Source organism: Streptomyces sp. AM6-12, from assembly GCF_044327085.1.
GTDB lineage: Bacteria > Actinomycetota > Actinomycetes > Streptomycetales > Streptomycetaceae > Streptomyces.
Genome location: NZ_JBIQWN010000001.1, coordinates 5,746,877 through 5,768,866 on the forward strand (window position 1 = coordinate 5,746,877; position 21,990 = coordinate 5,768,866).

Here is a 21,990-nt window from a genome sequence, read left to right on the forward strand (position 1 = left end):
CAGCGCGCGGGAAGAGATGCGGTTTCGCAACCTTCCTTTAGCCGCGGCCGCTTGGACACACGGCTCAGGTGCCGGCGAGGGGGAGCGCCGCCGCCACCAGTTTGCCGCCCGCTGCGGCCTTGTCGAGGGAGTCCCGCAGCAGGTCCTCGCGCGGCTGGCGGCCGATGGAGCCCACCGGTGCGGCGAACATCAGCACCTGCTGGTGCTTGTTGGCCGCGGCCCGCCAGCCGTCGGTGACCTGGAGCGGCTGGTGGGCCTGCCACCAGGCGACCGGGTGGCCGCCGGACGGGCCGGGCTGGAGGACGGCGTGCAGCTGGCCCACCGCCAGCAGCACCGACCAGCCGTGCAGCACCGGCGGGACCGCGGCCAGCTCGGTCACCGGCATGAAGCCCTGCTCGATGAGGAGCGGCAGGAAGTCGTCGCCGGGCCCGAGGGTGCCGGGGCGCACGATGGGCGAGGTGGGCTCTACCACCAGGGCGGGGTGCAACTCGCCCTCGATCAGGACGAGTCCGCTGGTCACGCCGAGCACCGCCTGCTCGGGCACGGGCCGCGGCGGCTCGCCGTCCTGGGCCTGCGCGCCGATGGAGCGGACGGCCCCCTGCAACTGCTCCTCGGTGACCTGGACGACCTGCGAGGGCAGGCAGCTCGCGTGGGCGAAGGCGAGGACCGCGGTCTCCTCGCCCACGAAGAGGACGGTGCTGGTGCGCTCCTGCTCGGAGTCGCCCGGTGTGCGGCAGGACGTGCAGTCGTAACTGCCCGGGGCGTTCTCTCCGGCGAGCAGCCGGTCGGCTTCTTCGTCGCCGATCTCGGCGCGTACGGCGTCGCTGACGTCGAGCATGCGCGGCACGGGTGGCTCCCTCGGGATGCGTGCTGGACCGGTCGGGTGGCTCCCGGCCGATGAGCCCCAGGGTTCCGGGCTCATGAAGAAGACAACGGGCGTCCTGTGGTGGGAGTCACGCATGGCGGAGCACCGGTTCGAATCAACCGCCGCGAGTGATCACCGTAGGTATTGAACCGGATGCGTAGCGTCAAATCCGTGCGGTACCAAGCTACTTGAACGAGTGAAGTGGGTCACAGCATACCGCCCGGCATGGTCGAAAAATCAGTAAATCAACGCATGTAGTGGGTGGCTGGAAATCGCCGATACCGGCGGTAACTACCAACTGGCCTGGCATGACATCCGGTTGGTTGATGTCCGGCACACACGTTCCCTACATTCCTCCGCCGTGTGCAACGAGCACCGCTCGGGTTCGTCCGTCACCCGGCACCGGCAGGCGTCATCGCCGGCACCGGGGGCACGGACGGGGCGGGCGCGAGGAACCGCGGTCGTGCGCGGCGAGGCGCGCTTCGCCTGGGGGAATCCGGGTTGTTGGAGAGGGAGTTACATGTCCGAGTGTGCCGATACCAGCCGTACCACCACCCGTGACGACAGCGCGCGCAGGGGACGCCCGACGGCCCTGCTCGCCGGCGCCGCGCTGCTGGCCCCGCTGGGGTTGCTGGCCGCGACCGGCAACGCCGCCGCCGCGGACAACGGGGTGTGGGACCGCATCGCCCAGTGCGAGAGCGGCGGCAACTGGCACATCAACACCGGCAACGGCTACTACGGAGGACTCCAGTTCTCCGCCCACACCTGGCGCGCGTACGGCGGCGGAGCCTACGCCTCGACGGCCGACCGGGCTTCCAGGGGCGCGCAGATCGCCGTCGCGACGCGGGTCCAGCAGGCCCAGGGCTGGGGCGCCTGGCCGGTCTGCTCCGGCCGCGCGGGCGCGATGGGCTCCGCCCCCTCGCAGGTGAGCCTCGACAAGGGCAGCACCACGAAGAAGTCGGCCCCGACCAAGACCGCGAAGGCCCCGACCAGGGCCCGGCAGACCCCGCACACCCCGCAGACCGCCGAGGCACCGCGCCACCCCGCCCGGAACAGCGGCGGCTACACCGTCCGCGCGGGCGACACCCTGTCCGCGATCGCCACACGGCACGGCATCGGCTGGCACCACCTGTACGAGGCGAACAGGTCCGTCATCGGCGGCGACCCGGATCTCATCGTCCCCGGAACGCACCTGACCTTCTGAGCGGCGGTCAGTCCCGCGCCTGATGGCCCCTCGGCTCCGGCTGGGGGGCCTGTGCCGCGTACGAGGGGTGGTGCAGATCGAACGCCGGCGACTCCGAGCGGATCCTCGGCAGGGTCACGAAGTTGTGCCGCGGCGGGGGACAGGACGTCGCCCACTCCAGGGAGCGGCCGTAGCCCCAGGGGTCGTCCGTGTCGACCTTCTCGCCGTACCGGGCCGTCTTCCAGACGTTGTAGAGGAAGGGCAGCGTCGACAGGCCTAGGAGGAACGCGCCGATGGAGGACACGGTGTTGAGCGCCGTGAACCCGTCGGCCGCCAGGTAGTCGGCGTAGCGGCGCGGCATCCCCTCCGCGCCCAGCCAGTGCTGCACCAGGAACGTCGTGTGGAAGCCGGTGAACAGCGTCCAGAACTGGATCTTCCCCAGCCGTTCGTCCAGCATCTTCCCGGTGAACTTCGGCCACCAGAAGGCGAATCCGCCGAACACGGCGAAGACGACGGTGCCGAAGACGACGTAGTGGAAGTGCGCCACCACGAAGTACGAGTCCGTGACGTGGAAGTCCAGCGGCGGCGACGCGAGGATCACCCCGGTCAGCCCGCCGAACAGGAACGTCACGAGGAAGCCCAGCGCCCACAGCATCGGCGTCTCGAAGGACAGCGAGCCGTGGATCATCGTGCCGGTCCAGTTGAAGAACTTCACCCCGGTCGGCACCGCGATCAGGAACGACATGAAGGAGAAGAACGGCAGCAGCACCGCGCCCGTCGCGAACATGTGGTGCGCCCACACCACGATCGACAGTCCGGTGATCGCCATCGTCGCGCCGACCAGCGTCAGATACCCGAAGATCGGCTTGCGGCTGAAGACCGGGATGATCTCCGTGACGATCCCGAAGAACGGCAGCGCGATGATGTAGACCTCGGGATGCCCGAAGAACCAGAACAGGTGTTGCCACAGCAGCGCCCCGCCGCTCGCCGCCTCGAACACCTGCGCCCCGAACCGCCGGTCCGCCTCCAGCACCAGCAGCGCCGCCGCCAGCACCGGGAAGGCCAGCAGGATCAGGATCGAGGTGAACAGGGTGTTCCAGGTGAAGATCGGCATCCGGAACATCGTCATGCCCGGCGCCCGCATTCCGAGGATCGTGGTGATGAAGTTGACCGCGCCGAGGATCGTCCCGAACCCGGACAGCGCGAGCCCCATGATCCACAGGTCGGGGCCGACACCGGGGGAGTGCGTCGCGTCGTTGAGCGGCGCGTAGGCGAACCAGCCGTAGTCGGCGGCCCCGTCCGACGAGAGCAGGGACCCCAGCACGATCAGCCCGCCGAACAGGAAGAACCAGTACGACAGCATGTTCAGCCGGGGGAAGGCCACGTCCGGGGCGCCGATCTGGAGCGGCATCAGCTCATTGGCGAACCCGGCGAAGCTCGGCGTCGCGAACAGCAGCAGCATGATCGTGCCGTGCAGGGTGAACAGCTGGTTGTACGTCTCCTCGCTCATCAGCTGGAGCCCCGGCCGGGCGAGTTCGGCCCGCATCAGCAGCGCCATCGCCCCCGCGGCCAGGAAGAAGCCGAAGCCGGTGATCAGATACAGATGGCCGATCTTCTTGTGGTCCGTGGTCGTGAGCCAGTCCACCACCACCCGGCCCGCCCGCGGCCGGCCGCGCACCGGTCGCGTCGTCGCGCCCGCGGTCTCGGTCCCCATCGCTCGCCCCTTCGCGTCGTCCCGCCCCCAGGAGGCCCGCACCGGCGGACCGCGCACCGGCATGTGCGGAATCCGTGAAAATTTCCTATGCGGTGTCAGCTCCGGTGGCTTGGCGCCGGATTCCCTCGGGGAATCATGGTTCCGGGACCCGTCCCGATCCTCACCACGGCACTTTCCGCCCGGTAATTCGAGAGGGGGCCGTGACACGCGGGAATTCCGTTCGAATCCCCCGGTGGGCGGCACGGAAACCCCCGTTCGTGTGAGGAAGTTCGACCGAAACGAGACCCCCGGAAGCTGTGACAGAAGTGTGACGGGAGTCTGATCTTGCTCTTACCCTGCCGCGCCCGGCTTCCGTCACCGCGGGTGTCGCCCTAGCGTGGCCGCATGGCACCGATTCCCACTCCGCCAGCGGAGCCCCAGGACAACCCGGACGGGTACGTCGGCCTCGACGCCGAGGAAGCCGAGCGGCGCGCCCGTGAGCGTGGCTGGACGACCGTGCGCGCGCTGCCGCCGGGCGCGATCATCACCATGGAGTACCGGGCGGGGCGGCTCAACTTCGAGGTGCGCGACGGCCGGGTGGCCCGCGCCTGGAAGGGCTGACCGGGGGAAGTACGAAGGCCCCGCTCCCTCTGCGGGAGCGGGGCCTTCGGTGTGGCGCGGGCCGGTGGTGCGTACCGGGGCCCGGCGCCGGGGCCTCAGCCGCCCGTCAGGGGGCGGGCCGGGGTGGTGCCGCGCGGTGCCCGGTCGGCGCCGGGCGGGCGGCGGGGGCCCGCCGGGGTGACCGGGCTGCGTTCCGAACGGGCCGTGTGCGGTCCGGGCGCCAGGTGCACCAGGCCGCGGGAGGCGCGGGTCGAGGAGACCGGCTCGCGGGCCGGCGCGGACTGCTCGGCCGCGGCGCCGCGCGGCCGGGCGAGCACCACCGGGGCGACGGGCACGGCCGGTTCGGACGCGGGCCGGCTGCGCCGGGCGCGCCAGCGGTCGCGCAGGTCGAACAGCCACACCTCGGTCCGGGCGATCAGCGGTTCGAACCACGGCAGGGCGAGCAGGATCAGCAGGCCGGCGGCCCAGCCGAGGAGCACATCGCTGAGCCAGTGCGTACCGAGGTAGACGGTGGTGAGGCCGACGCCGAGCGAGGTGATCGCGGAGATCGCCGAGAGCCAGCGGCGCGCGCGCGGGGTGGAGGCCAGATAGGCCAGGATGCCCCAGGTGACCACCGCGTTGGCGGTGTGGCCGCTGGGAAATATATCGCCGCCCCTGACCATCTCGTTCGAGCCGATCACGGTCGCGTAGTGCGGACCGAGCCGCCCCATGCCGTACTTGGCGGCGCCGACCGTGACGTTCAGCAGCAGCAGCGAGGTGGCGAGCGTGAGCAGCGGGCGGAGGGTGTGCTGCCGCCAGGAGCGCCAGCCCAGCCAGGCCGCGACCATCACCGCGGTGGGGCCGCGCTGGCCGAGCACCACGTAGTAATCGAGGAAGGCGTGGATCTGCGGCCACTGCTGGTACGGCCGGAAGAACATGACCTGCCAGTCGAGCCGGACGAGCCAGGAGGTGGTCACCACGGCCCACACGATCGCCAGATAGAAGGCGAGGGTCGCGGAGAACAGCACGACCCGGTGCCGGCTCATCACCGGCACATCGATATGGGCCGGCCGTTCCGGCTCGCGGTCCAGCCTGGCGAACACCCGGTCCAGACGCCGGGTGAGGTTCCGTTCGGTACGCACCCAATCGACGTTACAGCGAGTGAGCTGTGGTCCCGGTCGAAACAGCGTCTTTGTGATGACGATGTGATGTGGGAAACCTCTCAAGGGCGGTTGAATTTCACAGGATTCCGCAATCCGGTGAGGCCGTCCTCTGTAATTCCTTTGATCATGCCGGGTGTTGTTTATATGGCACTTATAAATGCGTTAACCCGGTCCTGGGCCGCAATACTCCGGGGCGTCATCGGGCCGCCGGAGTTGATCATGGCGGCCCCGAGCCGTTCAGCCAGAACGCCCCGTAGGCCGCGGAGACGATCGCCAACCCCACCGTGACCAGGACGGATCGGGAGGTCCGCAGCCGGGCGAGCGCGGCGGCGAGCGGGAAGAGGACCGGGAAGGCGGGCAGCAGCAGCCGGGGCTTGGAACCGAAGTAGCTGGAGGCGCACAGGGCGAGCGCGAGCACCACGCCGGTGTAGACGAGCAGTTCGAGCGGCTGACCCCGGCGGACCCCGGCGACGTACAGCCAGAGCAGCAGCGCGACGCCCGCGATCAGGCCGGCGCCCGCGAGCGCGGCGGGGAACGAGGTGAACTTCTCGGCCACGAAGCGAGCGAAGGCGTACCCGCCGTCGAAGCCGTTGCGCCAGCCGGCCTGGACGTCCAGATAGCCGAGCGGGCCCTTGCCGGTGCGGTGGCCGACCCACAGGACGTAACCGGCCGCGCCGAGCGGGGCGAGGAGGACGCCGAGGAGACGACGCACGGCGGTGCCCGAGGCGGCGGTGCCCGAGGCGGCGGTGCCCGAGGCGGCGGTGCCCGAGGCGGCGGTGCCCGAGGGGACAGCGGTGTGCGCGGGGGCGTGGGCCGGGGGCCGTGCGCCGTCCAGGCGCGCCGCGCTTCGGTCCCGCACGAACGAGGCCGCGGCCGCGACCCACACCGCCGCCACCACCGCCCCGCCCACCGGCCGGGTCAGCCCCGCGAGCGCGGCGAGCAGCCCCGCACCCACCCACCGCCCGGTCAGCAGCGCGTACAGCGCCCAGGCCGCCAGCGCGGTGAACAGCGACTCGCTGTACGCCATCGACTGCACGGCCGCGACCGGCAGCACCGCCCACAGCAGTACGGCGCACAGTCCGACCCGTGGGCCGTGCACATGCTCGGCCACCGCGAAGATCCCCGCCGCCGCGGCCAGCGAGGCCACCAGGCTCACCACCAGGCCCGCCTGCCCGTACGGCAGCCCGGTGAGCGCGTGCAGCAGCCGCTCCAGCCAGGGCAGCAGCGGGAAGAACGCCAGGTTCGAGTGCACGTCGCCGTTCGGCAGCCGCACCTGGTAGCCGTAGCCCAGCTCGGCGACCCGCGTGTACCAGAGGGAGTCCCAGCGCGCGGTCAGCAGCGTCAGCGCGCTCGTGCCGCGCGCGGCGCTCCACACCGCCAGCACCACGAGGCCCAGGGCCCGGACCGCCGCGTACGCCAGCACGGCCGGGGCCGCCCGGCGCAGCAGCGGGGCGGGAGGTGGGCCATGGGGCGGGGCGTGGGGGGCGGCCACGCCGGTGCTGAGATCGGTCACGGGCTCGATTATCGACCGGACGGGGGAACCGGCCGCCCGCCGGGGCGCGGCCGGGCCGGAGCGACGTGGTGCACCCCACAGGGTTGCCGCCCCGCGGTGAGAGGTCCGCCACGCGGGCGCGCGGCGGACTCGCGTAGGCTGACGAGCCATTCCCGCGGGTTCAGCGGGGTCCGGGAACACCGCTCCTTCCCGGCCGTACGACAAAGGAGAGCCTGTCGCTCCGCACCGCACGAGGGAACATCTGGGAGGTACGTACATGTCCGGGACGACCACGGCCGCACCCCGGCCGCGCCACCGGACGGCCGGGCCCGATGCCAACCGCTGGGTCGTCCTCGTCGTCCTGTGCGCCAGCCTGCTGCTCGTCGCCCTCGACGCGACCGTGCTGCATGTGGCCGTCCCCGCGGTCAGCGAGGATCTGCGGCCCGGCGCCATCCAGCTGCTCTGGATCGTCGACGTCTACCCGCTGGTCTGCGCCTCGCTGCTGATCCTCTTCGGCACCCTCGGCGACCGTGTCGGACGCAGGCGCGTGCTCCTGTTCGGCTACGGCCTGTTCGGTGTGGCCTCCGCGGTGGCCGCCTGCGCGCACACCGCCGAGGTGCTGATCCTCGCCCGCGCCCTGCTCGGCGCCGGCGGTGCCATGATCATGCCCGCCACCCTGTCGATCCTGCGCCAGGTCTTCCCCGACCGGCGCGAGCGCGCCCTCGCCATCGGTGTGTGGAGCGCGGTCGCCGCGGTCGGCGCGGCGGTCGGGCCGCTGCTCGGCGGCCTCCTGCTGGAGCACTTCTGGTGGGGCTCGGTCTTCCTCGTCAACATCCCGCTGATGCTGATCAGCCTCCCGGTCGGCCGGCTCCTGCTGCCCGAGTCCCGCGGCGCGAGCGACGGACCCTGGGACGTGGCCGGCGCGCTGATGGCGGCCGCCGGTCTGTTCGGCCTCGTCCTCGGCGTGAAACGGCTCGGCGGCGACGAGGCCCCGGCGAGCCCGCTCACCCTGCTGCCGCTGCTGGCCGGCGCGGCCCTCCTGTTCCTGTTCGTACGACGCCAGCGGCGGCTGCCGCATCCGCTGGTGGACCTGCGCATGTTCCGCAGGCCCGCCTTCAGCACCTCGGTGGGCTGCATCGTGCTGGCCATGCTCGCGCTGGTCGGCCTGGAGCTGATCGCCGCGCAGTACCTGCAACTGGTGCTCGGCCTGTCGCCGCTCGCCACCGGACTGCGGCTGCTGCCGCTGACCGTGGCCGCGATGGCGGCCGGACTGCTGGGCGCGCGGGTGCTGCGCCGGTTCGGGCCGCGCCGGATGGTGTGCGCCGGCTTCTGCCTGACGGCCGTCGCGGTGCTGACCCTGACCGCGATGGGTGACAGCGACGACGCGCCGCTGCTGCTGTCCGGCTTCGTGCTGCTCGGCTTCGGCCTGGAGACCACGCTGTTCGGCGCCTACGAGTCGATGCTCAGCGAGGCACCGGCGGACCGGGCCGGCGGGGCGGCGGCGGTCGGCGAGACCTCGTACCAACTGGGCGCCGGCATCGGCATCGCGCTGCTCGGCAGTGTGATGAACGCCGCCTATACGCCCCGGCTGCGCACGGTCCCCGGCGTCTCCGCTCCGGACGCGACCGCCGCCGGGCACTCGCTCGGCGAGGCCTACGACGTCGCCGACCGGCTCGGCGGCCCCACCGGGGCGGTGCTGCGCCGGGTGGCGCGGGACTCCTTCGTGCACGGACTGCACCTGACCCTGCTGGTCAGCGCGGGCCTGTTGCTGCTGGGCGCGGTGCTGGCGCTGCGGCTGCCGCGGCTCATGCAGTGCGGCGCGGCGGCGGACGCGGCGCCGGCCGCCCCTGAGCCCGCCGCAGGGGTGCCCTCCCCGCGCGTCTCCGGCAAGCCGCGGGTCTCCGCCTGACCCCTCTGGACGTGCGGGACACTGCCCCGTAACGTCGGCCCCGAAGCCGTAACTAGCGCTGCTAGTTTTCAGTATCCGGAGGGTGTCCCATGTCCGCGAAGCTGCCCCCGTTCGACGCCGCCGACCCGCTCGGGATCGACGATCTGCTGGAGCCGGAGGACCTGGCGGTCCGGGACACCGTCCGCGGCTGGGCGGCCGATCGTGTGCTGCCGTACATCGCCGACTGGTACGAGAAGGGCGAGCTGCCCCGGATCCGTGAACTCGCGCGCGAGCTGGGCGGCATCGGCGCCCTCGGGATGTCCCTGACCGGGTACGGCTGCGCGGGCGCCTCGGCCGTGCAGTACGGGCTGGCCTGCCTGGAGCTGGAGGCGGCCGACTCCGGCATCCGCTCGCTGGTCTCCGTGCAGGGCTCCCTCGCCATGTACGCCATCCACCGCTTCGGCAGCGAGGAGCAGAAGCGGGAGTGGCTGCCGCGGATGGCCGCGGGCGAGGTGATCGGCTGCTTCGGCCTGACCGAGCCGGACCACGGCTCCGACCCGGCCTCCATGCGCACCCACGCCAGGAAGGACGGTGGGGGCACCTCCCGGTCGAGCGGAGCCGAGAGTGGGGGAGACTGGGTGCTCAACGGGCGCAAGATGTGGATCACCAACGGTTCGGTCGCCGGGGTCGCAGTCGTCTGGGCGCAGACCGAGGAGGGCGTCCGCGGCTTCGTCGTACCGACGGACACGCCCGGTTTCTCGGCGCCCGAGATCAAGCACAAGTGGTCCCTGCGCGCCTCCGTCACCAGTGAACTCGTTCTGGACGACGTGCGGTTGCCCGCGTCCGCCGTGCTGCCGCAGGTCGTCGGGCTGCGCGGCCCGCTCAGCTGTCTCTCGCACGCCCGCTACGGCATCGTGTGGGGCGCGATGGGCGCCGCGCGCAGCAGCTTCGAGTCGGCCGTTCAGTACGCGAAGACGCGCGAGCAGTTCGGGCGGCCCATCGGCGGCTTCCAGCTCACCCAGGCCAAGCTCGCCGACATGGCGGTCGAACTGCACAAGGGGATCCTGCTCGCCCACCATCTGGGGCGGCGGATGGATGCCGGGCGGCTGCGCCCGGAGCAGGTCAGCTTCGGCAAGCTGAACAACGTCCGCGAGGCCATCGAGATCTGCCGTACGGCGCGGACGATCCTCGGTGCGAACGGGATCTCGCTCGAATATCCCGTGATGCGGCACGCGACCAACCTCGAGTCGGTGCTCACCTACGAGGGCACCGTCGAGATGCACCAGCTCGTGCTGGGCAAGGCGCTCACCGGGCTCGACGCGTTCCGGTGAGCCACCGGATGGGGCGGGGCCGGTGAGCGGCCCCGCCTCAGCTCTGGTTGAAGAAGCCGTCCGTGCGGTGCGCGGACGCGTCACCGCTGATGATCTCCGTGTCGGCCGGGGTCAGCAGGAACACCCGCGTGGAGACCCGGTCGATGGAGCCGCGCAGACCGAAGATCAGCCCCGCCGCGAAGTCCACGACCCGCTTGGCGTCGCCGGGCTCCATGCCGGTGAGGTTCACGATGACCGGGACCCCGTCCCGGAACAGCTCGCCGATGGCACGGGCGTCCCGGAAGCTGTCCGGGGTGACCGTGGCGATCCGGCGGCTCTTCTCCTCGGCCTTGTCCGCGGCCACCTGCACCCGAGGGTCGGTCACCCAGGCGTCCCCGGACGTGGTGCCCTCGGAGTAGTCGTCGTCGTAGTAGCGCTCGTCATCGTTGTCGTCGACGAGGCCGAGCCACGCACTCGCCTTGCGTACCGATCCCATGGACGCCTCCTTCCTCAGCGGTCTCTCGTGCTTCCGCACCTTCCCCTATGGTCATCCATGATGCTGACAACGCGCCAAGTGGATAGTCGCCGCACGGGGGGTTTGTGACGGTACTGGTGCACAGCCGATCCGTCGAGACTCCTTGTCCCCCAAGGGTTGTGACACGTACGGCTGCTGACTGTGAGTGAAATATGATGGTCGGCGGCGGATGGGTGACGCCCGGTGCGTACGGGTGAAGCCGGCGTCAGCACAACACACGGGGGAAACGCGGTGTTCGGAATGGTCAGACCCTGCTCGCACCGGCTCGGTGAGCGCTTCAGGACCGAGTGGATGGCGCATCTGTGCGGGCTCTGCCTCGCGTTGCGCCGCGACCATGGCCAGCTGGCACGTGTCGTCACCAACTATGACGGTTTGCTGATCTCCGTGTTGACGGAGGCTCAGCTCGGCCGCGGCGAGGGCGGCCGGCGTACGGCGGGGCCGTGCGCGCTGCGCGGGATGCGGACGGCGTCCGTCGCACAGGGTGAGGGCGCGCGGCTCGCGGCGGCCGTCTCCCTGGTGCTCGCCGCGGCGAAGGTCCGCGACCATGTCGCCGACCGGGACGGGCTGCTGGCCCGCAGGCCGGTGGCCGCCGCCGCCCGCAAGGTCGCGGCGAGCTGGGGCCGGGCGGGGGAGGCCGGCGGGGCGGCGGTCGGGTTCGACATGGGGGTCCTGGTGGAAGCCGTCGACCGGCAGCTCGGCATCGAGACGCTGGCCGGGCCTGGCACCCCGATCCGCACGGTCACCGAGCCCACCGAGACGGCCACCGCCGCCGCGTTCGCGCACACGGCGCGGCTGGCCGGCCGGCCCGGCAACGTGGTGCCGCTCGCCGAGGCCGGGCGGCTGTTCGGGCGGCTCGCGCATCTGCTGGACGCGGTGGAGGACCAGGCGGCCGACGCGGCCTGCGGTGCCTGGAACCCGCTCACCGCGACCGGCACGTCCCGCACCGAGGCGCGCCGGATCGCCGACGACGCCGTGCACGGCATCCGACTCGCCCTGAAGGACGCGGAGTTCAGCGACGGCGCGCTGGTCCATCTGCTGCTCGTGCACGAGCTGCGGCGCTCGGTGGACCGGGCCTTCGGTACGACGGGCTGCGCACACACCGGCACGGACGCGGAGGGCGCGCGGGGCGCGTTCGGGCCGCCGACGGGACCGTACGTGCCGGGGAGCCCCGGTCCGCAGGGGCCGTACGCGCCGGGAGGGCCGTACGGCAGCCCGTACGGCAACCCCTACGGAGGTCCGCCGCAGGGTCCGGACAAGCAGGGCCCGGACAAGCGGGGTTTCTGGGCCGGCTGCGCCGCCGCGCTCGCCGTGTGCTGCACCTGCAAGGTGTGCTGCGAGTTCGAGGGGCCGTGGTCCCGGAAGAAGCGCGAGGGCTGCTGCACGAGCTGCGATTGCGGTGACACCAGTTGCAGTGACTGCGGTGACGCCTGCGAGTGCTGCGGCAGTTGCTGCAACTGCTGTAGCGACTGCGACTGCGACTGCGGCTGCGACTGCTGATTCCGCTCAGCCCTTGATCTCGGGCGGGGAGATCCGTGACGTGGTGATCGCCGAGCCCGTCGTGCCCCACTTCTTCAGGATCTTGCCGTAGGTGCCGTCGGCGATCAGCCGGTCCACCGCGGCCCGGAAGGCGGGCGCCAGCCTGGTGCCCTTCTTGAAGGCGAAGCCGACGTCGAGCCGGTGGAACTCGTTGAGGAACTTCAGGCCCGGCTGCCGCGCGACCGCGTAGCGCAGCCCGTTGATCGTGGACATCACGACATCGCTGCGGCCCTGCTGCACCGAGGACCAGATCGCGCTCGGCTCGGCGTACGTCTGCACCTGGTACGGCTTCTTGCCCGCGTCCGCGCACAGGTGCCTGCTCTCCTCCAGCGTGGCCTCGAAGGTGGTGCCGGCGCCGGTCGCCACGTTCAGTCCGCAGAGCTGCCTGAGGTCGGTGATCTTGCCGACCTTGCTGTCCTTGCGGGTGGCGAAGCCCTGGCCGTCGTTGATGTAGGTGACGAAGTCGATCGTCTTGCGCCGCTCGTCGGTGACCCCGAAGTTGCTCGCACCGACGTCGTACTTGCCGCTGTCCAGGGCGGGCAGGATCGCCTCGAAGCTCGCCTGGTCCACGGTCAGCCTGAGCCCCAGCACCTTGGCGACCGCCTTGGTGAAGTCGACGTCCTGCCCGGTCAGGGTCCTGCCGTCGGCGAGGTAGGTGGTGCCGGGCGGGGTACCGCCGACGCTGATCGCGACGGTCAGGTGTCTGGTGGCGGCGGGCAGCAGTTTCGCCGCCGCCGGGTCCGTCCTCTCGGCCGACACCACGTCCGTGGTCGGCACCGCATCGGACCTGGCCGCCACTCCGGAGGCGTCCGTCCCGCCCGCGCCCGTGCCGGAGCCGCAGGCGGTGAGGAGCAGGGCGGCCGAGGCCAAGGCGGTCAAGGGCATGACGAATCGATACAGCGGCGTACGCATCGGCGGCGTTCTCCTGAACGGGAAACCTGAGCGGGAAAGAGGGTGCGGAAGCGCGAGGGGAGGGGCGCGTGTGAAGGCGCGGTGGAGCGGTGGAGCGGTGGAAACACGCAAACGCGGAATCGCGGAATCGCGGAATCGCGGAATCGCGGAATCGCGGAAACGCGGAGATCAAAGACGCGGAGAGCGCGAAGCGGGCCCGCCGGAGGCAGGCGTGCGCAGGGGGTCAGCTCAACAGGAGGAGGACCACACGCGACCGAAGTCGATGTGGGAGCGGGTGACCAGCCACTGCTGTGGATGCATGGGGCAAGTGGAACAGGCATCCGGTTCCGCGTCAACCGACTTGAGACGTACCGCTCACACTATGGACACCCTTGACAATGCGGGCGACCGCTTGCGTACTCTCGGTGCACGGCCCTGCTGAGGGGCTCGGCCGTGACCGCGCCGCCCATGCGGCGCACCCCGTGTGAAGGCATCACCCGTTCCGACGTTCGACCGATCGCGTCACGGAGCCTTCGCATGTCATCCGACACCCTCGCCCAAGCATCCACCGCCCCGGAGATATCCGGGCCCGCGGCCGTCCCCCGGATCGTGCCCCAGCGCCGCTACGGACAGTGGACCGCCGCCGCCGTGGTCCTCGTGCTGCTCGGCCTCGCCCTCACCTCCGTCGTGCGCAACCAGGCGTTCCAGTGGGGCGTGGTCGCCGAGTACTTCACCACCGGCTCGGTGCTGCGCGGGCTGTGGCTCACGCTCTGGCTGACCGCCGTGGTGATGGTCCTCGGCTTCGCCCTCGGCACCCTGCTCGCCGCGTTCCGGCTCTCCGCCAACCCCGTGCTGCGGGCGGTCAGTTCGGGATACGTCTGGCTGTTCCGGTCCATCCCGATCCTGGTGCAGCTGTTGCTGTGGTTCAACATCGGGGCGCTGTACCCGACGGTGCTCGGGGTGAAGACGGTCGACCTGCTCGGCCCGGTCGCCGTCGCCATCGTCGGCCTCACCCTGCACGAGGCGGCCTACGCCGCCGAGGTCGTGCGCGGCGGCATCCTCTCCGTCGACCGCGGCCAGATCGAGGCCGCCCAGGCGCTGGGCCTGAGCCGGTGGCGCCGCTGGCGGCGGATCGTGCTGCCGCAGGCGATGCGCTCCATCGTGCCGCCCGCCGGCAACATGCTGATCGGCACCCTCAAGGGCACCTCCATCGTCAGCGTCATCGCCGTCAACGACCTGCTGTTCTCGGCCCAGTTGATCTACCACCGCACCTACCAGGTGATCCCGCTGCTGATGGTCGCCACCCTCTGGTACGCGGTCGTCACCAGCGTGCTCGGCATCGGCCAGCACTACGTGGAGAAGTACTACGCCCGCGGCACGGGTACCGCCCGATGAGGCCCCAGCTGGTGATCGTGGGCGCCGGTCCGCGGGGGACCGGCCTCCTCGAACGCGTCGCCGCCAACGCCCCTGAGCTGTACGCCGGTTCGGGCCTCGACATCCATCTGGTGGACCCGCATCCACCGGGCGGCGGACGCATCTGGCGCCAGGAGCAGTCGCCGCTGCTGTGGATGAACTCGCACGCCGAGGACGTCACCATGTTCACCGACGACACGGTGCGCATGGACGGGCCGGTGCGCGAGGGGCCCACGCTGCACGAGTGGGCCGCGCTGGACGGCCGTACCTTCGCCGACCGGCAGCTCCAGGGCGGATACCTGCGCTTCGTGTACGAGCGGGCGCTGGCCGAGCTGCCCCCGGAGATCACCGTGCACCACCACCCCACCCGCGCCCTGCGCGTCGGCGGCCCCCGCGAGGGGCGCCAGCAGGTGTGGCTGGAGGGCCGGGCGCGCCCCCTCCTCGCCGACCTGGTGATCCTCGCCCTCGGCCATCTGGACGCCGAACTCGACGCGGAACAGGCAGAGCTGGCCGCGTACGCCCGTAGGCACGGCCTGGTGCACCTGCCGCCCGACTTCACCGCCGACTCCGACCTGTCCGCGCTCAAGCCCGGCGAACCGGTGCTCGTGCGGGGCTTCGGGCTGGCCTTCGTCGACCTGATGGTGCTGCTCACCGAGGGCCGCGGCGGCCGGTACGACGGCGAGACCTACCTCCCCTCGGGCCAGGAGCCGGTGCTGTACGTCGGCTCGCGGCGCGGGGTGCCGTACCACTCGAAGATCGGCTACGACTGGACCGGGGACCGGCCGCCGCTGCCGCGCTTCCTCGGGCCCGCCGAGATCGAGGAACTGCGCTCCCGGCCGGACGGCTTCGACTTCCGGCGCGATGTCTGGCCGCTGGTGGAGAAGGAGCTGGGCTTCGCCCACTACCACCGGCTGTTCACCGCCCACCCGGAGCGCACCGCGAGCGCCTGGGCCGGCTTCGAGGAGAAGTACGCGGCCGCCGACGGCCCCGCCGAACGGGACGCGCTCGTCGCCGCCGCCGTACCGGACCCGGCCGACCGGCTCGACCTCGCCGCGCTCGACCATCCGCTGGCCGGGGTGCGCCACGCCTCGCACGAGGATCTCCAGGACGGGCTGCGTGCCTATATCGAGGCCGATCTGTCCCGCCGCCACGACCCCTCGCACAGCCCCGACCTGGGCGTCTTCCTCGGACTGCTCTCCGTCTACGGGCAGTTGGTGCGGCTCGGGGACATCGGGCCCTGGTGGCACGGGTTCTTCAGCTACCTGGCGTCCGGGCCGCCTGGCCCCCGGCTGCGGCAGATGCTCGCGCTGTCCCGCGCGGGACTGCTGCGCTTCCTCGGCGCCGACATGGCGGTCACCGCCGGGGACGGGGTGTTCCGGGCGGCCGGCCCCACCGTGCCCGGCTACTCCGTCACGGCACGGGCACTGGTCGAGGCCAGGCTGCCCGCGCCCACCGTCGCCCGCGCCCGCGATCCCCTGCTGCGCGAACTGCACGCCGACGGCGCCGCCGAGACCCCCGAGGGGCTGCTGCGGGTCGATCCCCGCGACGGCCGCCTCCTCGACGCCGCCGGGCGCCCGCACCCCCGCCGCTTCGCGCTCGGCCCCTACACCGACGCCCGCACGCCCGGCGCCTTCACCCGGCCGCGCACCGGCGGACCCGCCTTCCGGCAGAACGACGCCACCGCACGGGCGGCACTCGCCTTCCTGCGCGCGGGGACCGGACGCGCCGCCGCGTGAACGCCCCCACTGAACAAAGGAATTGACCCCATGACCGTCATGGTCGACATCCGTTCGGTGCACAAGAGCTTCGGCCCGCTCGACGTCCTCAAAGGCATCGATCTCCAGGTCCGCACCGGCGAGGTCACCGTCGTGCTCGGCCCCTCCGGCTCCGGCAAGTCCACGCTGCTGCGCACCATCAACCACCTGGAGAAGGCGGACCGGGGCGAGATCACGGTGGACGGCGCGCCGATCGGCTACCGGCGGGCCGGAGACCGGCTGTACGAGCTGCCCGAACGCGAGGTGCTGCGCCGCCGCACCAAGATCGGCTTCGTCTTCCAGAACTTCAACCTCTTCCCGCACCTCACCGTCCTGGACAATGTGATCGAGGCACCGGTGTCCGCGCTGAAACGGCCCCGCAAGGAGGCGGTGGAGGGCGCGCACCGGCTCCTCGCGCGGGTGGGGCTCGCGGACAAGTCCGCCGCCTATCCAGGGCAGTTGTCCGGCGGTCAGCAGCAACGCGTCGCCATCGCGCGGGCGCTGGCGCTCAGGCCCCGGCTGCTGCTCTTCGACGAACCGACCTCGGCGCTCGATCCCGAGCTGGTCGGCGAGGTCCTCGACGTCATCCGCGACCTCGCCGCACAGGGCACCACGATGATCGTGGTCACCCATGAGATCGCGTTCGCGCGCGAGGTCGCCGACACGGTGGTCTTCATGGCCGACGGCCGGATCGTGGAACAGGGGCCGCCGGGCGCGGTGTTGGGGGCGCCGCGGGAGGAGCGGACGCGGGCGTTCCTGGCGAAGGTGCTGTGAGGATGGGCGCGGGCGCGGGGTGCCCGGAGTCCGGCGGGCGGAGGGGCCGGACGGCGCGGGGCGCGCGGTGGCCGGAGGCGGGCGGATGAGCGGGCGCCACCGGCACGGGATGCTGTGTCTCGCCGCCGCGGTCGATCTAGCGGGCCACCCCGGCGCGGGCTTCCACACCGACCTGGTACGGCTCGCCGAGCAGGGCCGGCTGGACTTCGTGACCCTGGACGACTCCACCGGCCGGCCGGGACCCGAGGCGCTGGACCTGGTGTCGGCGGTGACGTCGGCGACCCGGCGGATCGGGGTGGTGCCGAGGGTGACGGGCCCGTCGGGGTTCCTGGACCAGGTCGCCCAGGGCCGGGTGGGCCGGTGGGTCGAGGTGCACGGGGGTGGCTTCGAGGTGGGGGTGGGGGAGACGGGCTGTGCGGATGGGGGGTCGGGGGCGGATGAAGCCGTCGTGGGGGGAGGGGAGCCGGGGCGACGTGTGGCGGATGCCGCCGGTGTGCGGGGGCAGGGTTCCGGCTTCGGTGTCGGCCCTGGTATCGGTTCCGGCTCCGATGTCGGCCCCGGTGGCGTGGGTCTCGGCTCCGGTCCCGGCGCCGACTCCAGCCCCGGTCTCGGCCTCGGCTCCGGTCCCGGTGTTGACTCCGGCGCGGGTCCCGGCATCGATTCCGGTCCCGGCGTCGGCTCCGGCTTCGGCGTCCGCCCCGGTGAGAGCGTCCGCCCCGGTCACGGCGTCGGCCCTGGCTTCGGCGTCGGCTCCGGCCCCGACACCACCCCCGCCCCCGACACCACCCCCGACCCGTCGTACCACCCCGCCCCCGACCCGTCGTACCACCTCACCCCCCTCCGCCTCATCGACGCGAGCACCCGGCGCGCCCGCGCCCTCGCCGCCCATCACGCCGATGTCGCCCTGATCCGCGCCGCGAGCCCGGCCCAAGCGGTCGCCGTACGCGAGGAGTTGCGGGAGCGGATGGCGAGGGCGGGGCGGGAGGCCGGTGCCCTGCGGGTGCTGGTGAGCCTGCGGGTGGACCTCGGCGGCGGGGAGTGCGCGGCCGAGCCCGGCCACGGCGGGGGCGGTCCCCGGCCCACCGCGCGGGGCCCGCTGTACCGGGGCGGCCCGGTCGATCTCGCGGACCTGCTCGCCGCCTGGCACGCGGAGGGCGCCGCCGACGGCTTCCACCTGGTCCCCGTCGAGCCCCACCGCGACCTGGAGCGGCTGGTCAACGGCACGGTGGCGTTACTCCAGCACCGCGGCCTGTTCCGGACCTTCTATCCGGGCGGCACCCTCCGCGAGCACCTGGGCCTGGCCCGCCCCGCCCACCACGCACCGCGGCCAGGGAAGACAAAGCACACAAAGGGATGGAACGGCATGGCAATCGACGCGTTCGACGCATGGAAGCAGTGGCGGGAGAAGCGGGAGGAGTCGGTCACCGCGCCCTACGGACCGCTCGCGCTGACCGGCACCTACTGGATCGAGGACCAGCCGGAGGGGCGACTTCCGGACATTCCAGGGATTTGGGTGGCGGATGGTGAAGGCATTGTGCTGACGGCCACCGAGGCCGACGGGCTCCGGGTGGACCGCCGCCCCTTCGCCGGGAAGATCCGGCTGACCGCCGACACCGGCCCGGAGGCCGCCGCCCGCGTCTCGCTCGGCGAGAAACGGCTGGTCGCCCTGGTGCGTGAGGGCATCTGGGGGGTGCGGGTCTACGACCCCGGCGCCGCGGCCCGCCGGGAGTTCCGGGGCATCGAGGCCACCGAGTACGACCCCGAGTGGTCGGTCCCGGGCCGCTTCACGCCGTACGACGCGCGGCGCGTCCTGCGGCTCGGGAACGCGGACGGCCGTACCCGCGGCTTCGCCCTCGCCGGTGAACTCGCCTTCACCCTGGCCGGGCGGGAGCGGACGCTGGCCGTGGCGCGGCAGGGCGAGGGCCCGCTGTGGGCGGTGTTCGCCGACGCCACCAGCGGCGACACCAGTTTCCGGTTCCGCTTCCTCTACCCGGACGCGCCGGACGCGGAGGGCCGTACGACCGTCGACTTCAACCGCGCGCAGCTCCCGCCCTGCGCCTTCGCCGACCACTTCCTCTGCCCCCTCCCGCCGCCCGGGAACACGCTGGACACGGCGGTCGAGGCGGGGGAGCGAACGCTGAGCTGACGCCAACAGGAGTTAAAGCCACGGCCGTTGGGCAAAGGAGGACTAAAGTCCGACGGCCGAAAGGCACCCTTGTGCGTACCGGGCGGTCGGCCGAATACTCCCCCTCAGCGCTTGTCAGGGACATGAAAGAACCGGAACCCGGTCACGGCCCTGACTGCGCCTCACGGGCCCCGACCCCACGCGGGCCCCCGACTCCCCTTGGAGGGAACGAAAAGTGAGGAACAAGCGCACCACCGTCCCGAGTGGCCCGGCGAGACGTACCCGGCTGATCGCCGTGGCCGCGGGCTTCCTGGCCGCAGCGGCGTTCGCCGCCCCCACGGCGAACGCCAGCGACGCCCACCCCTTCAGCGCCGCGCAGCTCACCCGGGCGAGCGACTCGGTGATGAAGGCGGACGTCCCCGGCACCGCCTGGGCCGTCGACGCCAAGAACAACCACGTCGTGGTCACCGTCGACAGCAGGGTCTCCCAGGCCGGGATCGCCAAGATCAAGAAGCAGGCCGGCGCCGAGGCGGGCGCGCTCACCATCAAGCGCACGGCCGGCACCTTCAAGCCGCTGATCAGCGGCGGTGACGCCATCTACGGCGGCCAGTACCGCTGCTCGCTCGGCTTCAACGTGCACAGCGGCAGCACGTACTACTTCCTGACCGCCGGGCACTGCGGCCAGGTCGCCTCCACCTGGTACAGCAACTCCGGGCACACCACCACGCTGGGCACCAACGTGGGCTACAGCTTCCCGGGCAACGACTTCGCGCTCGTCAAGTACACCAATTCCTCGATCGCGCACCCGAGTGCGGTCGGCAGCCAGACCATCTCCAGCGCGGCCACCCCGAGCGTGGGCCAGACCGTCTACCGGCGCGGCTCGACCACCGGTACGCACAGCGGCAAGGTCACCGCGCTCAACGCCACCGTCAACTACGGCAGTGACGGCATCGTCTCCGGCCTGATCCAGACCACGGTCTGCGCCGAGGGCGGCGACAGCGGCGGCCCGCTGTACAACGGGTCCGTCGCCTACGGTCTGACCTCCGGCGGCAGCGGCGACTGCACCTCCGGCGGTACGACCTTCTTCCAGCCGGTGACCGAGGCGCTGAGCTACTACGGCGTCACGCTCCCCTAACCGGGCCCGGCTTCGGCCCAATCGCTGGGAGCCCCCGCACAGATGCGCCTGTGCGGGGGCTTCCTCATGCCCGGCCCGTGAAGGAAGGGCGATGACGGCGAACGAAACGAGCCATGTTCCGTCGTCACGTTCCGATGAGGGCCACTCGCCCGTCGTGTTTGCGACCCGGAATTTCCTCGGTGGTGCCGGCGGCCCAGCTGTGAACGGGCGTGCGGGGAGCCTTCCTTGGCGCGTCCGGAACTCGGCCTTGTGTGTGCCCTGTGGGTTTCGGAAGAGTGGGCGCCCGTCAACCAGCCTTCCGGTCGTCGGGTCCCCACAATCCGGCGGCCGTCCCCCCACAGGAGGACGTGAGTTGAAGCACCGACGCATACCCAGGCGCCGGCTCGTCATGGCCAGCGCGGGTGTCGCCGCGCTGGCCGCAGCGGGTGTCACCTTGCAGAATGCGAACGCCAGTGAGCCCGCGAAGCCCGCTGCCCAGCTCCGGCCGCTGTCCGCTCCGGCGGCCGCGACGCTGGCCTCCGAACTGACCAGGCACCTCGGTGCGGACACGGCGGGCAGCTACTACGACGCGAAGGCCAGGAGCCTCGTCGTGAACGTGCTCGACGCGACCGCCGCGAAGACCGTCGAGGCCAGGGGCGCCAAGGCCAGAATCGTCTCCCACACGCTCGCCCAGCTCGACGGCGCCCGTACGACGCTGAAGAAGGACGCGACCATTCCGGGCACGTCCTGGTCCATCGACCCGGTGTCGGACAAGGTCGTCGTCACGGCCGACAAGTCCGTCACCGGCGCCCGCTGGGACAGGCTGAGCAAGGTGGTCCGCGGGCTCGGCGGCACGGCCGAACTCAAGCGGTTCCAGGGCGAGTACAAGCCCTTCATCGCCGGCGGCGACGCCATCAACGGCTCCGGCGGCCGCTGCTCGCTCGGCTTCAACGTGGTCAAGGACGGGCAGCCGTACTTCCTGACCGCCGGGCACTGCACCGCGGACATCTCCACCTGGTCGGACGCCGACGGCAACGAGATCGGGCAGAACGCCGAGTCCCACTTCCCGGGCACCGACTTCGGCCTGGTCAAGTACACCGCGGACGCCCCCCACCCGAGCGAGGTCGACCTCTACGACGGCTCGACCCAGAAGATCACCGGCGCCGCCGAGGCCACGGTGGGCATGAAGGTCACCCGCAGCGGGTCCACCAGTCATGTGCACGACGGCACGGTCACCGGTCTGAACGCCACCGTGAACTACCAGGAGGGCACGGTCAGCGGGCTGATCCAGACCGACGTCTGCGCCGAGCCAGGCGACAGCGGCGGCTCGCTGTTCTCCGGCGACAAGGCGATCGGCCTGACCTCCGGCGGCAGCGGCGACTGCGCCTCCGGCGGCCAGACCTTCTTCCAGCCGGTCACCGCGGCCCTCTCCGCCACAGGCACCACCATCGGCTGAACCGCAGCCCCGATCCCGCGTCCCGCCCCGAACCCTCGGGGCGGGACGTCGTGGTTTCGGCCATCGAACACGCCCGCTCACAGCCTGTAAGAAATCACCCACCTGTTCGAATCTGCTCGCCGACCAGCGTCGATGGGGCTACAGTAATCGAACGAGCGTACGATGAACGTATCGGGCGTATGGCTGAAAAGGGGGTGG

General features: G+C 71.8%; 17 protein-coding genes and 1 pseudogene. 12 read left to right on the forward strand and 6 right to left on the reverse strand.

Features of this window, described 5'->3' with window-relative positions; all coding sequences use genetic code 11:
• Positions 1–64 precede the first annotated feature (64 nt).
• Entirely contained in the window at positions 65–847 is a 783-nt protein-coding gene (locus tag ACE4Q9_RS26160) for a hypothetical protein (RefSeq protein ID WP_397986677.1), read from the reverse strand.
• A 538-nt stretch (positions 848–1,385) separates the two neighbouring features.
• Between ACE4Q9_RS26160 and ACE4Q9_RS26165 the strand changes: the two genes are divergently transcribed.
• Positions 1,386–2,069 carry a transglycosylase family protein gene (locus ACE4Q9_RS26165; protein WP_397986678.1) on the forward strand — a complete coding sequence of 228 codons (684 nt, stop codon included), beginning with the start codon at positions 1,386–1,388 and terminating at the stop codon, positions 2,067–2,069.
• A 7-nt stretch (positions 2,070–2,076) separates the two neighbouring features.
• Here ACE4Q9_RS26165 and ctaD read toward each other — a convergent pair whose 3' ends face one another.
• Complete coding sequence (gene ctaD, locus ACE4Q9_RS26170) at positions 2,077–3,762, reverse strand: cytochrome c oxidase subunit I (protein ID WP_397986679.1); 1,686 nt, start codon at positions 3,760–3,762, stop codon at positions 2,077–2,079.
• A gap of 384 nt (positions 3,763–4,146) precedes the next feature.
• Here ctaD and ACE4Q9_RS26175 point away from each other — a divergent pair, with 384 nt between their 5' ends.
• Positions 4,147–4,362, forward strand: coding sequence for an I78 family peptidase inhibitor (locus tag ACE4Q9_RS26175; protein ID WP_397986680.1), 216 nt, complete (start codon positions 4,147–4,149; stop codon positions 4,360–4,362).
• A 95-nt stretch (positions 4,363–4,457) separates the two neighbouring features.
• Here the strand turns inward: ACE4Q9_RS26175 and ACE4Q9_RS26180 are convergent, their stop codons facing one another.
• The gene (locus ACE4Q9_RS26180; protein ID WP_397986681.1) at positions 4,458–5,483 is read right to left on the reverse strand and encodes a phosphatase PAP2 family protein; all 1,026 of its coding nucleotides are present in this window, start codon (positions 5,481–5,483) and stop codon (positions 4,458–4,460) included.
• 238 nt (positions 5,484–5,721) lie between these two features.
• The gene (locus ACE4Q9_RS26185; RefSeq protein ID WP_397986682.1) at positions 5,722–7,017 is read right to left on the reverse strand and encodes a mannosyltransferase family protein; all 1,296 of its coding nucleotides are present in this window, start codon (positions 7,015–7,017) and stop codon (positions 5,722–5,724) included.
• A gap of 256 nt (positions 7,018–7,273) precedes the next feature.
• Here ACE4Q9_RS26185 and ACE4Q9_RS26190 point away from each other — a divergent pair, with 256 nt between their 5' ends.
• Together ACE4Q9_RS26190 and ACE4Q9_RS26195 are read left to right on the forward strand one after the other, a co-directional pair.
• Positions 7,274–8,905, forward strand: coding sequence for an MFS transporter (locus ACE4Q9_RS26190; RefSeq protein ID WP_397986683.1), 1,632 nt, complete (start codon positions 7,274–7,276; stop codon positions 8,903–8,905).
• An 89-nt stretch (positions 8,906–8,994) separates the two neighbouring features.
• Positions 8,995–10,215 (forward strand): acyl-CoA dehydrogenase family protein, encoded by a 1,221-nt coding sequence (locus ACE4Q9_RS26195; RefSeq protein WP_397986684.1) that lies wholly within the window; start codon positions 8,995–8,997, stop codon positions 10,213–10,215.
• A gap of 37 nt (positions 10,216–10,252) precedes the next feature.
• Here the strand turns inward: ACE4Q9_RS26195 and ACE4Q9_RS26200 are convergent, their stop codons facing one another.
• Positions 10,253–10,690 (reverse strand): cell division protein SepF, encoded by a 438-nt coding sequence (locus ACE4Q9_RS26200; RefSeq protein ID WP_361681394.1) that lies wholly within the window; start codon positions 10,688–10,690, stop codon positions 10,253–10,255.
• 270 nt (positions 10,691–10,960) lie between these two features.
• On the opposite strand from ACE4Q9_RS26200, the gene ACE4Q9_RS26205 reads away from it, so the two are divergent.
• Entirely contained in the window at positions 10,961–12,226 is a 1,266-nt protein-coding gene (locus tag ACE4Q9_RS26205; RefSeq protein ID WP_397986685.1) for a DUF5685 family protein, read from the forward strand.
• Between the two features lie 6 nt (positions 12,227–12,232).
• Here the strand turns inward: ACE4Q9_RS26205 and ACE4Q9_RS26210 are convergent, their stop codons facing one another.
• Complete coding sequence (locus tag ACE4Q9_RS26210; RefSeq protein WP_397986686.1) at positions 12,233–13,150, reverse strand: ABC transporter substrate-binding protein; 918 nt, start codon at positions 13,148–13,150, stop codon at positions 12,233–12,235.
• Between the two features lie 543 nt (positions 13,151–13,693).
• Between ACE4Q9_RS26210 and ACE4Q9_RS26215 the strand changes: the two genes are divergently transcribed.
• From ACE4Q9_RS26215 to ACE4Q9_RS26245, 7 genes and pseudogenes are all read left to right on the forward strand, one after another.
• On the forward strand, positions 13,694–14,551 hold the full coding sequence (locus ACE4Q9_RS26215; RefSeq protein ID WP_397986687.1) for an amino acid ABC transporter permease: 858 nt from the start codon (positions 13,694–13,696) through the stop codon (positions 14,549–14,551).
• Positions 14,548–16,305 (forward strand): FAD/NAD(P)-binding protein, encoded by a 1,758-nt coding sequence (locus ACE4Q9_RS26220; RefSeq protein ID WP_397986688.1) that lies wholly within the window; start codon positions 14,548–14,550, stop codon positions 16,303–16,305. Before ACE4Q9_RS26215 ends, ACE4Q9_RS26220 begins: the two co-directional genes overlap by 4 nt.
• 30 nt (positions 16,306–16,335) lie before the next feature.
• Positions 16,336–17,097, forward strand: coding sequence for an amino acid ABC transporter ATP-binding protein (locus tag ACE4Q9_RS26225; protein WP_397986689.1), 762 nt, complete (start codon positions 16,336–16,338; stop codon positions 17,095–17,097).
• A 109-nt stretch (positions 17,098–17,206) separates the two neighbouring features.
• A pseudogene (locus tag ACE4Q9_RS26230) lies at positions 17,207–18,424 on the forward strand (LLM class flavin-dependent oxidoreductase); the annotation flags it as partial.
• Positions 18,425–18,460: 36 nt separating this feature from the next.
• The gene (locus ACE4Q9_RS26235; protein WP_397987333.1) at positions 18,461–19,243 is read left to right on the forward strand and encodes a DUF1684 domain-containing protein; all 783 of its coding nucleotides are present in this window, start codon (positions 18,461–18,463) and stop codon (positions 19,241–19,243) included.
• A gap of 214 nt (positions 19,244–19,457) precedes the next feature.
• Positions 19,458–20,357 carry a S1 family peptidase gene (locus ACE4Q9_RS26240; protein ID WP_397986690.1) on the forward strand — a complete coding sequence of 300 codons (900 nt, stop codon included), beginning with the start codon at positions 19,458–19,460 and terminating at the stop codon, positions 20,355–20,357.
• A gap of 352 nt (positions 20,358–20,709) precedes the next feature.
• Positions 20,710–21,792 carry a S1 family peptidase gene (locus ACE4Q9_RS26245; protein ID WP_397986691.1) on the forward strand — a complete coding sequence of 361 codons (1,083 nt, stop codon included), beginning with the start codon at positions 20,710–20,712 and terminating at the stop codon, positions 21,790–21,792.
• Positions 21,793–21,990 lie beyond the last annotated feature (198 nt).

What these genes read in the sequence shown, in the direction of transcription:
- ACE4Q9_RS26165 (WP_397986678.1), top strand. Translation starts at nt 1,386, where the DNA reads ATGTCCGAGTGTGCCGATACCAGCCGTACCACCACCCGTGACGACAGC.
- ctaD (WP_397986679.1), bottom strand. Translation starts at nt 3,762, where the DNA reads ATGGGGACCGAGACCGCGGGCGCGACGACGCGACCGGTGCGCGGCCGG.
- ACE4Q9_RS26175 (WP_397986680.1), top strand. Translation starts at nt 4,147, where the DNA reads ATGGCACCGATTCCCACTCCGCCAGCGGAGCCCCAGGACAACCCGGAC.
- ACE4Q9_RS26190 (WP_397986683.1), top strand. Translation starts at nt 7,274, where the DNA reads ATGTCCGGGACGACCACGGCCGCACCCCGGCCGCGCCACCGGACGGCC.
- ACE4Q9_RS26195 (WP_397986684.1), top strand. Translation starts at nt 8,995, where the DNA reads ATGTCCGCGAAGCTGCCCCCGTTCGACGCCGCCGACCCGCTCGGGATC.
- ACE4Q9_RS26200 (WP_361681394.1), bottom strand. Translation starts at nt 10,690, where the DNA reads ATGGGATCGGTACGCAAGGCGAGTGCGTGGCTCGGCCTCGTCGACGAC.
- ACE4Q9_RS26210 (WP_397986686.1), bottom strand. Translation starts at nt 13,150, where the DNA reads ATGCCCTTGACCGCCTTGGCCTCGGCCGCCCTGCTCCTCACCGCCTGC.
- ACE4Q9_RS26215 (WP_397986687.1), top strand. Translation starts at nt 13,694, where the DNA reads ATGTCATCCGACACCCTCGCCCAAGCATCCACCGCCCCGGAGATATCC.
- ACE4Q9_RS26220 (WP_397986688.1), top strand. Translation starts at nt 14,548, where the DNA reads ATGAGGCCCCAGCTGGTGATCGTGGGCGCCGGTCCGCGGGGGACCGGC.
- ACE4Q9_RS26225 (WP_397986689.1), top strand. Translation starts at nt 16,336, where the DNA reads ATGACCGTCATGGTCGACATCCGTTCGGTGCACAAGAGCTTCGGCCCG.
- ACE4Q9_RS26235 (WP_397987333.1), top strand. Translation starts at nt 18,461, where the DNA reads ATGGCAATCGACGCGTTCGACGCATGGAAGCAGTGGCGGGAGAAGCGG.